The organism is Catellatospora sp. KI3 (assembly GCF_029948125.1).
Taxonomy (GTDB): Bacteria; Actinomycetota; Actinomycetes; order Mycobacteriales; family Micromonosporaceae; genus Catellatospora.
On the sequence record NZ_JASAMB010000010.1, the window covers coordinates 181,414 to 193,725 of the forward strand.

Annotated in this window: 11 protein-coding genes; 8 read left to right on the forward strand and 3 right to left on the reverse strand. The window is 72.6% G+C overall.

Annotated features, from left to right (window positions below; all coding sequences use genetic code 11):
- Positions 1 to 149: 149 nt before the first annotated feature.
- Both QEZ54_RS18230 and QEZ54_RS18235 read left to right on the forward strand, forming a co-directional pair.
- A complete protein-coding gene (locus tag QEZ54_RS18230; RefSeq protein ID WP_281305835.1) occupies positions 150 to 1,706 on the forward strand; it encodes an FG-GAP repeat protein in 1,557 nt (518 codons plus the stop codon).
- A 112-nt stretch (positions 1,707 to 1,818) separates the two neighbouring features.
- Positions 1,819 to 2,685, forward strand: a complete 867-nt coding sequence (locus QEZ54_RS18235) for a hypothetical protein (RefSeq protein ID WP_281305836.1) — start codon at positions 1,819 to 1,821, stop codon at positions 2,683 to 2,685.
- 27 nt (positions 2,686 to 2,712) lie between these two features.
- On the opposite strand, the gene QEZ54_RS18240 is transcribed toward QEZ54_RS18235, so the two are convergent.
- The gene (locus tag QEZ54_RS18240; RefSeq protein ID WP_281305837.1) at positions 2,713 to 3,690 is read right to left on the reverse strand and encodes a DUF5937 family protein; all 978 of its coding nucleotides are present in this window, start codon (positions 3,688 to 3,690) and stop codon (positions 2,713 to 2,715) included.
- 48 nt (positions 3,691 to 3,738) lie between these two features.
- Between QEZ54_RS18240 and QEZ54_RS18245 the strand changes: the two genes are divergently transcribed.
- The 3 genes from QEZ54_RS18245 (at position 3,739) to QEZ54_RS18255 (ending at position 6,538) form a co-directional block, all read left to right on the forward strand.
- The gene (locus tag QEZ54_RS18245) at positions 3,739 to 4,557 is read left to right on the forward strand and encodes an isocitrate lyase/phosphoenolpyruvate mutase family protein (RefSeq protein WP_281305838.1); all 819 of its coding nucleotides are present in this window, start codon (positions 3,739 to 3,741) and stop codon (positions 4,555 to 4,557) included.
- 110 nt (positions 4,558 to 4,667) lie between these two features.
- The gene (locus tag QEZ54_RS18250) at positions 4,668 to 6,077 is read left to right on the forward strand and encodes a hypothetical protein (RefSeq protein WP_281305839.1); all 1,410 of its coding nucleotides are present in this window, start codon (positions 4,668 to 4,670) and stop codon (positions 6,075 to 6,077) included.
- Between the two features lie 56 nt (positions 6,078 to 6,133).
- Positions 6,134 to 6,538, forward strand: coding sequence for a hypothetical protein (locus QEZ54_RS18255; protein ID WP_281305840.1), 405 nt, complete (start codon positions 6,134 to 6,136; stop codon positions 6,536 to 6,538).
- Between the two features lie 37 nt (positions 6,539 to 6,575).
- Here the strand turns inward: QEZ54_RS18255 and QEZ54_RS18260 are convergent, their stop codons facing one another.
- Entirely contained in the window at positions 6,576 to 7,211 is a 636-nt protein-coding gene (locus tag QEZ54_RS18260) for a hypothetical protein (protein WP_281305841.1), read from the reverse strand.
- A gap of 189 nt (positions 7,212 to 7,400) precedes the next feature.
- The gene (locus QEZ54_RS18265; protein ID WP_281305842.1) at positions 7,401 to 7,886 is read right to left on the reverse strand and encodes a GNAT family N-acetyltransferase; all 486 of its coding nucleotides are present in this window, start codon (positions 7,884 to 7,886) and stop codon (positions 7,401 to 7,403) included.
- An 87-nt stretch (positions 7,887 to 7,973) separates the two neighbouring features.
- Here QEZ54_RS18265 and QEZ54_RS18270 point away from each other — a divergent pair, with 87 nt between their 5' ends.
- The 3 genes from QEZ54_RS18270 to QEZ54_RS18280 all read left to right on the forward strand — a co-directional run bounded on the left by QEZ54_RS18270 (position 7,974) and on the right by QEZ54_RS18280 (position 12,167).
- Positions 7,974 to 8,507: a DUF402 domain-containing protein gene (locus QEZ54_RS18270; protein WP_281305843.1), complete on the forward strand. Its 534-nt coding sequence runs from the start codon at positions 7,974 to 7,976 to the stop codon at positions 8,505 to 8,507.
- 109 nt (positions 8,508 to 8,616) lie between these two features.
- The gene (locus QEZ54_RS18275; protein ID WP_281305844.1) at positions 8,617 to 9,954 is read left to right on the forward strand and encodes a C39 family peptidase; all 1,338 of its coding nucleotides are present in this window, start codon (positions 8,617 to 8,619) and stop codon (positions 9,952 to 9,954) included.
- A gap of 188 nt (positions 9,955 to 10,142) precedes the next feature.
- Positions 10,143 to 12,167 carry a carboxypeptidase-like regulatory domain-containing protein gene (locus tag QEZ54_RS18280; protein WP_281305845.1) on the forward strand — a complete coding sequence of 675 codons (2,025 nt, stop codon included), beginning with the start codon at positions 10,143 to 10,145 and terminating at the stop codon, positions 12,165 to 12,167.
- Positions 12,168 to 12,312 lie beyond the last annotated feature (145 nt).

Here is a 12,312-nt window from a genome sequence, read left to right on the forward strand (position 1 = left end):
TCCCGGCGGGCCGGTTTGCGCAGGTCGCTCCGGGACGCGGTGCGGTCCACCGTCGTGCCACGACGGCAAGGCGACAGCCGTCGGGACAGCGGGCCGCAGCACGACGTGAATACGCTTCCTCCACATTCCACCAACAGAATGGCGGGGGTATGAGATTCACCAGAACAGCCGCGGGCGCGGCCCTGACCGTGGCGGCGCTGTCCACGGCGCAGCTGCTCACCGCGGCACCGGCGGCGGCCGACCCGGCCTACGCCTCGGTCACCTCGCAGGGCCGCGAACTGCGGATGCTGTGCCAGGAGCGGCAGGACGCCCCGGGCACCGGCGGCACCTCCGGCACCCGGTCGGACTTCGACGGCAACGGTTTCGAGGACGTGCTCACCGGCGCGCGCGACGAGCACACCGGCGGCCGCATCGCCGTCGTGCTCCTCCAGAAGGTCACCACCATCGGCGTGGTCAGCTGCGTCTTCTACGGCACCACCCTGGCCGACTCGGTCGCCGCGTACACCTCCGGCGACCTCGACAACGACGGCTTCGACGATCTGGTCCTCGGCCAGCCGGGGCAGCACGACGCCGCCGGCGGCATCTGGGTGGTGCCCGGCGCACCGGCGGGCTTCGACCTCGCCGCCGGGGTCTACCTCGACGAGGACACCGACGCCTTCCCGGGCGTACGCAACCCCGGCGACGAGCTCGGCGCGACCCTGGCCAGCGGCGACGTCAACCATGACGGCTACGCCGACCTGGCCGTCGCCTCGCCCGGCGAGTCGTTCGGCGTCACCGACGCCGGTGCGGTCGCGGTGCTGTACGGCTCGGCGTCCGGCCTCACCACGACCGGATCCCAGCGGTTCCACACCGCGCTGGCAGGCATCCCCGGTGACCCCGTCGCGCCCGGCGAGCGGTTCGGCCGCGCGCTGGCCGTCGGCGACGTGACCGGCGACGGCTACGGCGACCTCGCGGTCGGCAGCGGCGCCGCGGGCGGCCAGATCTTCCTGCTCGACGGGTCCGCGACCGGGATCACCACCGTGGGCGCCGACCTGGTCGAGTCGTCGTTCCTGAACACCGGCACCCTCATCGTGCACGGGTTCGGCGACCGGGTCACCATCGGCGACGTGACCGGCGACAGCCGTGCCGACGTCATCGCGGGCATGCCCGATGCCGACGTCAAGGGCCTGGCCGGAGCCGGGGCTGCGATCGTCCTTCCCGGCAGGGCGAGCGGTATCGGCCTGGCCGACCGGCAGGTGCTGCGCCAGGGCGCCGCGGGCATCCCGGGCACCCCTGCCGCAGGCGACCACTTCGGTTACGCCGTGGCCACCGGCGACACCACCGGCGACGGGCACCCCGACCTGATCATCGGGGTGCCGGGCGAGGACATCGACGTACGCAGCGACGCCGGCATCGTCGACGTCCTGCCGCACAACTCGGTGCTGGGGACCGGCAGCAGCTACCTGAGCAAGTCGACGCTGGCCGTGGGCTCCATGGCCGCGGACGCGTTCGGCAGCTGGCTGACCGTCCTCGACCGGGTGAACAACGGCGGCCAGCTCGACCTGACGGTCAGCGAGCCGGGCGCGAACATCCCCTCCATCAGCCCGACCGGCGGGGTGCAGATGCTGGTCGGCGTCGTCGGTGAGCAGCGCCCCAACGTGGGCTACGGCGGCTGGCTGATCACCACGCCCGCCGAGATGCAGCTGCGCAACTTCGGCATCGCCTAGTCGCGCACCCGCGGTGGGCCGGGGCACCTGACCGGCCCACCGCGTCCTTCGACCGCCACCGCGACCGGCAAATTCGCTTTGCCGAGCTCGCGCCGCTTCCTAGGGTCTGTACATGTCCGACACCTGTCTCTGGGAGTTCCGCAACCTGGTGCTCAACCTGCGTGACGAGGCACCACCGGGATTCGGCGCGGACCACCTGCTGCCGTGGCTGAACGAGCACCCGGACGTGCTGACGGAGCTGCGGGAGATCGGTCGGCCCGAGAACCACCGGCGCCGCATCGACCGGGGCGACGACGTCCTGCAGGGCCTGTACGCGCTGTCGCGGCTCGCCGACATCCTCATCGGCCCGTACCAGCCGGGCAACGACGACCCGGAGCTGCTCGCGTGGACCACCAAGGGTCCATGGTGGAGCGGACCGCTGCCGTCACCCGACGCCTGGACCGCCTTCCGGACCGCCCTCGGGGCAGCGTCGATCACCGAGGACGACTTCCATCCCTTCTTCCACGAGATCGTCGAAGTGGTCCCGGACGAGGACCCCGACGCGCCGCCCGCACTGGTCGCCGAGGTCTGGCCGGGGGCGCTGGCCGGCGGGCTCGTGCTGGTCCGCGCCGGGGTGGTCGTCCGTGCGGGCGCCCGTCGGTTGGACCCGGCGGTCGCCGCCCGGTCCTGCCTGTACTCGGCCTGGTGGCGGCGCAACCGGGTGTGCCGGGACCTGTCGCACGGGTGGGGCGGCAACTCGCAGTGGCGCACCGACTTCCGACGCGACTACCTGGTCGGCGACGAGCTGCACTACAACGTCGACTGGGCCGGGCGGCCGGACCCGAACAACCCCGCCGACGACGATACCGACGTCACCGCCGATGAGCGGCGCGACCTGCTGCGCCACCGGCACAGCCTGCTCCGCGACCTGGGCACCGAGCGCTGGCCGTACCACGACGCGCTGGTCGAAGCCCGGACCCGGCCGGTCCTGCGGCGATGATCCGCACCCCGCGACGGCGCGCGCCCCTCAGGACGCCGACAGCAGCGCGTCGGCGACCGACGTCCGCGAGTTCAAGATCGCCCGCCCCTGTCGGTGCGTGACCACCAGCCCCGCCGCCCGCAGCACCGTCAGCTGCTGCGACACCCCGCCCGCCGTGATGCCGGTGCGGCGGGCCAGCTCCGAGGTCGACACCGGCGCGCCCATCTCGGCGAGCAGCCGGGCCCGGCTCTGCCCCAGCACCGCCCCCAGCGCGTCCGCCACCGGCGGCGCCGCCTCCCACAACGCGGCCGCGCCCCGGGCCGGGTACGCCAGCTGCGGCAGCAACCCGGTCGACACCGTCAGCACATCCGGCCAGGCGAACACCGACGGCACCAGCGTCAGCCCGCCGCCGTCGGCCAGGTTCGCGGCGGTGCAGTGCGGCTGGCGTACCGACAGCGCACCGTGCTCCCAGCGGACCTGCTCGTGCAGGCTGTTCAGCATCTCGGCCGCCCCGGCCTCGGCCACCTGCCGGGCCCGGCCCAGGATGTCGCCCTCCAGCAGCGCCCGCATGCGGGGCCAGTCCGCAGCGACCGCGATGTCCCAGTACGCCGCGATCTGCCGCGACAGCAGCCGCAGCCCCTCGACCGGATCCTCGCGCAGCGCCCGGACCGGTCCGGCCGCGATCCGCGTGTAGGAGTCGAGATCGGCCCGGACCGTCTCGGCCGGGGTCGACCGCAGCACCGCCAACTCGTCGGCCAGCTCCGGGGCCAGCCCGGCGGGCACCGGCGTCAGGAAGTCCGGCAGGTACCCGGGCGCCGCCGGGACCAGCGCCCACAGCAGGCTGCCCGGACGCTCGATCAGCCCGGCCCGGACCAGCTCCGGCCGCACCCGCCGCACCCAGGGCAGGTGCACGGCGTGGCGGCCCGGATCGCGCAGCACCCGCAGCCCGGCGACGACCTCCCACAGGCACGACACCGCGAATCGCACCCGGGCGACCGCCCCCGCCGACATGCCGATCGCGACCACCGCCGCACCTCCTCGTTTGAGCTGCAGCTAAAACAATAGGCACCCGGTATGACCAGCGGCAGACTCAAGGTCATGAACTCCGCAGCCGCCTTCCGCTCCCTGCACGTCCCCGGCACCCCGCTGGTGCTCGCCAACGCCTGGGACGCCGTCGGCGCCCGCATCGCCGCCGCCTCCGGCGCCCCCGCCGTCGCCACCACCAGCGCGGGCGTGTGCTGGGCCGTCGGCGCCCCCGACGGCGGCGTGCTGGCCCGCGACGAGGCACTGGGCCAGCTGGCGCGCATCGTGCGGGCCGTGGCCGTGCCGGTCACCGCCGACATCGAGTCCGGGTTCGGCGACACTCCCGCCGAGGTGGCCGACACCATCCGCGCGGTGCTGGCCATCGGGGCCGTCGGCGTCAACATCGAGGACCGGGTACGCGGTGGCGCCCACCCGCTGCGCGAGGTCGACGACCAGTGCGAGCGGCTCGCCGCGGCCAAGCAGGCCGGCGGCGACGGGCTGTTCGTCAACGTCCGCGTCGACACGTTCCTGGCCGGGGCCGGTGGCCTGGCCGAGACCGTCGAGCGCGCGAAGGCCTACGTCGCCGCCGGTGCCGACGGCGTCTTCGTGCCCGGCACGGCCGACCCGCACACCATCGGCGCCCTGGTCGCCGCGATCCCGGCGCCGGTGAACATCCTGGCCGGACCGGGCTCGCCGACCGTCGCGCAGCTCGCCGGACTCGGCGTGGCCCGGATCAGCCTCGGCTCCTCAGTGGCCGAAGCGGCGTACGCGGTGGTGATGCGCGCGGCCAGGGAGGCGCTGGAGACCGGCACCTACACGGCGCTCGCGGACAAGGCCGACTACGGCACGCTCAACGACCTGATGCGGTGACCACCGGACCGCAGCGCTACGCAGCACCAGCATAGGGCGGGCGCGGGCGTTCCCGTATCGGTCGATCGACCCTCGCGACCAGCGGGAACGCCCGCCTAGGCTCAGCCCCCGTGACCGACGACAGCTGGATCGCCCGCGCCCTGTCCGCCAACCCGTCCACCCCCGCCGACCTGCTGCTGACCATGGCGAACAGCCAGGACAGGTCGATCACCGTGGCGCTGTGCCACGACCGGCCCCAGGGGCTGATGCCCGCAGAGGTCGCGGCGGTGCTGGCGGGCAGCCCGCATGTCCCGGTCCGCACCGGTCTGGTGGTCCGGGGCGACACCTCACTGCAGTTGATCGCCGAACTCGCCCACGATCCAGCCGCCCGGGTTCGCTTGTTCATCGCTATGCGGCCCTACGTGGTGGAGGGGGTGGCCTTCGACCGGTATGCCATCGACGAGACATACGAGCTGCTCGCGCGCGACCCTGAGCCGAAGATCCGCTCCGAGGTGTTGATCAACCGGGACGTGCCCGGGTCGATCAAGCTCGCGAACGCCGCCGGGTCGGGGCACGAGGACTGGATCCTGCTGCGCCACGGCGACGAAGAGCAGTCCCTGGCCGCCTTCCTGCGGCTGCTGTCCGCCGCCGACCCCGCCGACCGCAAGGCGGCCGTCACCGAGGGCCGTCACCAGGTGCCCGCCGAGTTCGTCGCGGCGCTGCTGGCAGATCCGCAGACCCGGTTCGATGCCGTGAGGCACTGCCCGCTGACGCCGGAGCAGGCCGACGAGCTGGCCCGGGACGCCGATCCGACGATTCGGGCCCGGCTGGCGGGCAATCCCAGCACCTCGGACGACCTGGTGCGGGAACTGGCCCTCGACTCCGACGAGGGGGTGCGCCGCGCCGTCCTCCACCGCCCGTTCATCCCCATCGACCTGCTCGACAGCATCGCCGAGCCGGTGGCACCCGAGCAGCGCACAAACCCGGTCTACTGGATGCTGGACGGCCCGGCTGACGCCGCCACGGTCGCCGCGTACGCCCGCTCCCGCTCGGTGATCCATCGGCGGACCGCGGCCAACTACCGCGGGCTGACCGCCGAGTCGGTGGCCGAGCTGGCCGAGGACGAGGACTTCGCGGTCCGGCTGATGCTCACCGAGCGCAATCCCGGCCGCGTCCCGCTGTCGCTGCTGGCGGAGATCTTCCGCGAGTGGCGCGGGTGGACCATCCACTGGATGCTCCGCAACCCGGAGCTGCCGCTGGCCTTCCTCGACCAGCTCGTCCGGTCCGACGATCCGCAGCAGCGGTGGTACGCGGCCCAGTCCGGCCGGCTCACCGCCGAACAGCGCGCCCTGCTCGCCGAGGATCCCGATCCAGCGCTCGCCGCGTACGTGGATCCGGCCCGGCCCGCCAGAGAGCTGGAGCAGCTGCTGGCCTCCGGCGACCCGGACGATCTGAGGAAGGCGGCCCGCCACCCCGACGTGCCGGTCGAGGTCATGTGGGAGCTGTGGCACCGGATCGCGCCCGCCGCGCAGCCGGGCTGACCGGATCGGGGTCGGGTCCGTCAGGGGCACGACCCCGATCTTGTACGGTCGAAGGCATGGCCCGACGCGCATCCGAGGACGTCCTGGCGGCGGTGCACGCCTTCGTCACCCGCATCGACGCACTCGACCCGCACGCCCCGTCGTTCGGCGAGCTGACCCTGACCCTGGGCGGCGAGCAGGTCAGCCTGACGCTGCGGGCCCCGGTGGCCGAGGCTATGGTCGAGGCGCTGCGCGTCTACCACGATCCGCGTGACCGGGGCCGCTGCGACCACTGCGGCAGCGGCTGGCTCGACGACAACTTCCAGTGCCGCGACTGCGGCGCGTTCAACGGCGTGTTCGGGCAGCTGCTGGCCGAGCGGGCGGCCGGATACACCGAACCGGAGGCGGCCGCGCCGCTGCCAGGGCTGGGGCTGGCAGCGGGCCGCCACGCCCGCCGTGAGGAGCCCGGCGATCCGTCGTGACCGCCCGTGCGGGGCGCGGGCGGTCACCTGCGGGCGGTCAGCTGCCGGGCGGGCCGGCCCAGACGGTGGCGCTGAGCCCGACCGGGTCCTTGGTGTCGTTGCCGTTGGAGTTGATCCGCAGGCCGATGACCCGGTCCGGCATGATCAGGCAGAACGTGGTGCCCACGATGTTGTTCAGGCCGCCGCTGAACACGGTCCCGGTGGTGCACGCCTCGTAGCTGAGCGGCTTGGTCCTCAGGTCGACCATCTTGATGGACGGGTTGCCGGGCATGAAGTAGTTGTTCATCGCGCTGAAGCTCAGGTCTTCACCGTTGTTGCTGTTCACGTACTCCGACTGCTTCGGCGGGGCGGTGTCGTGCAGCGGCACCGCGTACCCCCGCACGATCTGGAACGTGTATGTGCCGAGCTGCGTGCCCTCGGCGACCGTCGCGGTCGACGGGGACGGGGACGGCAGCGGGTTCGGGCTGGGCTGGCTCGCCGTCGTCGCGGCGGGCGACTGCGTCACGGGCGGAGCCGGGCACTCCGGGGCGGCGGCGTTCTGACCGAAGAAGAAACCCGCCCCTGTCAATGTGGCGAGGAGGGTGGCGATCGCGATGATCCACTGCGGTCCGAGTTCCCACGGGCTCGCCTTGCGGGGCGGGTGCGCGGCAGGTGTTGTCTCGTCGATGCTCACTGCGGCTGGGCTCCTTCGATGCCTCTGCGGGTTCCGGCCGCACGGTATCGAAACATCGAACATGATCAGGACCGCTGCACGGGCGCGGCCGCGCAGCCGCGCGGACGTCTTTTGTGACTGTTCGGCGACGCAGCGCACATGTCGGGCCATCCGGGCGCGCCGTTGAGACCCCGGCGGCCCCGGCCTTGATCACAGCTTGAGCGACATCTCCAGCTCGCGGCGTACGCCGTCGGGCATCGGCTGCTCGTGGCCGGTCCCGGCGAAGCCGCAGCGCCGGTAGAGGCCGATCGCGGCGGCGTTGTCCACGACCACCATCAGCCGCAGTTCAGGCACCCCCTGGGTGCGCGACCAGGCCGCCACCGCACCGATCAGCGCGGCGGCCACGCCCCTGCCGCGTCCGGCCGGAGCCACCCACATGGAGATCAGCTCGGTGTGGCCCGGCTGCTCGCCGGGCACGCCGCTGGCCATGCCGACCGGCACGCCGTCCAGGTGCGCGATCAGGTTGTACGACGCGGCCAGCTCCAGGCGGGCCCGCCAGCGGTCCGCGCGGTCGCCCGCCCCGCTCCAGTCGGCCAGCGTGGACCCGAACACGCCCGGCGCCTCGGCCAGAGCCGCCAGGCGCAGCTCGCGCCACAGCGGCCAGTCGTCGGGGGACAGCACCTGGATCTCGATCACGCACGCATCCTGCCGTACCACCTCCATGCTCGCCAAACGCCGATAAATGCCTCGCGAGCGCGCGGGTGCCGCCGATACGGTCACGGCATGACGACTGACCAGGTTCGGGTGGTTTACACCAAGTACGACGGCAGCCTGCACTGGCACCAGACCATGACCCGCCTCGGCGAGGACGAGCACGGGGTCTGGCTCGGCGCCCGCCCGGGGCTGATCGCCCGCAAGGGCCTCGACGGGCCGGCGGTGGTGGTCAAGCAGGCGAACGTGCTGCTGATCCCGCGCGACGCCTGGTGGACGGCCGTCTTCAACGGCGAGCCGCAGCACGTCGAGATCTACTGCGACGTCACCGGCCCGATCACCTGGCCGAGCGGGTCCGAGGTGACCATGGTCGACCTGGATCTGGACGTGGCCCGGCTGCGCGCCGACGGGCGGGTCGAGCTGTGGGACGAGGACGAGTTCGCCGAGCACCAGGTGCGCTACGCCTATCCGCCGGAGGTGATCCGGCAGGCGTCGGCGGCGGCCGCGTGGCTCCACACCGCGCTGTCCGGCGGTGCCGAGCCCTTCGCCTCCGGCTACCGGTTCTGGTTGGCGCAGGTGGACGAGGCGGTCGAGGCGGCGAGCTGACCGCCTCGCTCGATACAAGAAATTTTCTGGCCGTTGGCATCTAGCGAAACTTGGCTTCAGTGGCGATAGTGGCGGGTGAATGTCCACCCCCGACCATCGCGGAGCAGCCATGAGCAGAGCACGCCTGCGCGCAGCGGCCGTCGCGGGACTCACCGCGTTCAGCCTCGCCGCCTCGCCACTGGCGGCGGCACCCGCCGCCGCCGAAGTCCCCGCCCACGACGAGCAGATCACCTTCCAGGACTGGTCCGGGCTCGCCGACTGGCGCTCCGGCACCGGCCAGGGCACCCTCGCCCTGCCGGGCGAGCACACCGGCATCACCATGCTGCTGCCGCAGGGCAGCACCGAGTTCACCGACCCGCACACCGGCACCACGAAGACCTGGGACTACTCCACCTGGACCGGGCCGGTCACCCAGATCGGCTTCGACGCCACCGAGCTGATCGCCTCCTGGAACGCGCAGACCCCGGCCGGCACCTGGATCCAGGTCGAGATGCAGGGCACCTACAACACCGGCGGCCAGACCCCGTGGTACGTCATGGGCCGCTGGGCCTCCGGTGACGCCGACATCCGCCGCAGCACCGTCGACGGCCAGGGCGACCCGTACTCCACCATCTGGACCGACACCTTCTCCATCGACGACGCCTCGCGCGGCGTGCTGCTGCACGCCTACCAGCTGCGGCTGACGCTCTACCGGGCGCCGGGGCAGTGGCAGTCGCCGCGGGTGTGGATGCTCGGCGCGATGGCCTCCAACGTGCCGGACCGCTTCACCGTCATCCCGAGCGCCGGGCACATCGCCTGGGGCCGGGAGCTGAACGTGCCGCGCTACTCCCAGAACATCCACACCGGCCAGTACCCGGAGTACGACGGCGGCGGCGAGGCGTGGTGCTCGCCGACCTCCACCGAGATGGTGGTGGAGTACTGGGGCCGCGGCCCGTCGGCCGAGGACGTCAGCTGGGTCGACCCGTCCTACGCCGACCCGAGCGTCGACCACGCCGCCCGCATGGTCTACGACTACGAGTACGAGGGCGCCGGCAACTGGCCCTTCAACACCGCCTACGCCGCGTCCTACCTCGGCCTGGACGCCCGGGTCACCCGGCTGCACTCCCTCGACGAGGCCGAGCGGTTCATCGCGGCCGGCATCCCGATCGTGACCAGCCAGTCGTTCCTCTCCTCCGAACTCGACGGGGCGAACTACGGCACCTCCGGGCACCTGTTCGTCATCGTCGGGTTCACCGCCGAGGGCGACGTGATCGTCAACGACCCCGCCTCGTCCAGCGACGACGTGGTCCGCAACGTGTACAAGCGCAGCCAGTTCGAGCAGATCTGGCTGCGGACCAAGCGCTACCGCGCCAACGGGACCGTCGCCGGGGGCACCGGCGGCATCGCGTACCTGATCAAGCCGTGGTGGAAGCCGTGGCCGCAGGCGGCCGGATCCACCAACTGGTGAATCGAAGGTCCCGGGCGGCGTCCAGGCCGCCCGGGACCATACCTCAGCAGGGGATGCGGGCCGCCGCCGGTAATGGGGTGACGAACTGTCGGGGCGGGTGGGCAGAATGACCCCGCCGCAGTTCGATCACGGGGCGGCTTCACCACCGCGACAAGCGGCGACGCGTCGCGCATCCCCTCAAGGACGACATGTTCACGACAACCAGACGCCGCGCGGGCATCCTCGCCCTCGCGGCCGCACTCGGCGCGCTCGGCCTGGCCGCGCCCGCCCAGGCCGAGGAGACCGGCACCATCACCGGCACGCTCACCGACGCGGGCCGGCCCGTCGCCGGTGCCGCCGTCAGCGCGTACGGGCCCGGCTGGGGCTCGGCCACCACGGACGCGACCGGGCACTACGAACTGTCCGGCCTGGCGGCCGGGGCCTACCGGGTCCAGTTCGACGCGCCGGGCCACCCGAGCCAGTACGCCTACCAGCAGACCGAGTGGAGCAACGCGGCCGAGGTCAGCGTGCCCGGCGGCGGCCAGGTGACCGTCGACGACCAGCTGCTGCCGACCGGCACCATCACCGGCACGTTCACCGACCAGGCGGGCGACCCCGTCGCGTCGGTGCCCGTCTACGCCGAGAGCGACCTGGGCACCGGCGCCGCCGCCACCACCGGGTCCGACGGCGCGTACACGCTGGCCGTGCTGCCCGGCAGCTACCGGATCGCGTTCGAGTCCGTGCCCGGCAACCGCCAGTACGCGGTCGGCACCGCCGACCAGGGCAGTGCGACGGTCTACCCCGTCGCGGCCGGCCAGAACGTGGTGGTCGACGACACGGCCCTGCCGACCGGCCGCGTCGCCGGGCGGTTCACCGAGCGCGACGGCACCGGCATCGCCGACGTGCAGGTGCAGGTCTACTCCAGCTTCGGGCCGAACTTCGTCACCACGACGGACCACAACGGCGAGTTCCACCTCGACCAGGTCTTCGCCGGGGTGTACCGGGTCCGGTTCGACCACTACGAGCGGAACTTCTTCCAGTTCTACCCTGGCAAGCTCGAAGACCAGTACGCCGACGCGATCACCGTGACCGCCGGGCAGACCACGACCACCGACGACACGCTGCTGCCGACCGGCTCGGTGCACTTCACGGTGACCGACGCCCTCACCGGCGCCCCGATCGCCGCCTTCGGCGCCGGGACCTGGTTCACCTCCGTGGAGGGCACCGGCGGCTCGCTCACGATCGACGGCGTGTCCGTCGGCAACCAGCGGGTCTACGCCTCCGCCGCAGGCTACCTCTCCTCCGGGGAGGTCCGGGTCACGGTCACCGAGGGTGTCGTCGCCGAGGTCGCCATCGCGCTCACCCCGACCGCGAAGATCGCCGCCACCGTCGTCGACGCCCGCACGGGCGCGCCGGTCGAGGGCTTCTGCGTGCTGGCGACCAAGCAGGACGAGACCATGTTCCTCGACCGCTGCACCCGGTCCGACAGCGACGGCCACGTGCTCGTCGACTACCTGCGCGCGGGCAGCTACCAGCTGTTCGCCTACGGCAACCTGTACGAGGAGCAGCGCTCGCCGTACGGCGCGCAGTGGGTCACCGCCGACGGCGGCACCGGCAACCAGTCGCTGGCCGCGTGGGTCACCGTGACCGCGGGCCAGACCACCACCGGCCCGGTCATCAAGCTGGACCGCCGGGGCACCATCACCGGCACGATCAAGGGCGTCGGCGGCGCGGCCGTCACGAGCTCCGCGGTGACCTTCGGCAACTTCCACTACCACAGCGGCGACGGTCCGATCACCATCGCGGCGAACGCCGACGGCGCCTACACCGTCGACTTCCTCGGGCCGTACCACTGGCCGCTGCGCTTCGTCGCGCGCGACTACCCGACGCAGTGGAGCGGCAACGCGCCGACCCGGCCGTCCGCCGCGAAGATCAAGGTGTGGGCGGACCGGTCCGTCACCTACGACATCCAGCTGGTCCAGGGCGCGACGCTGACCGTGGACGGGCCCGAGCGCGGCTGGTACGTGGCGTACAACGCCAGCAACGGCGAGACCGTGGGCGCCTGCAACACCATCACCGCGCACAGCTGCCAGATGCGGGTGCTCGGCCCGCAGAACGCGCGCTTCAAGGTCTGGGGCGACCAGGACTGGTGGTACGGCGGCACGGACATCACCGACGCCACCCCGGTGAAGATCCCGGCGACCGGCACCAAGACGGTCACCATCACGCACTGATCCGCGCCGGGGCGGGCCGCAGTGCCCGCCCCGGCACCACGGTCGTCATCGGAGCCCGCTTGTGGCAGACGACACGGGCGGTCAGTCGGCATGTGGACGTAAGGCCTTTAAGGGCTGGAGGAGAGCGCTTCCCAGCCCCTAGGTT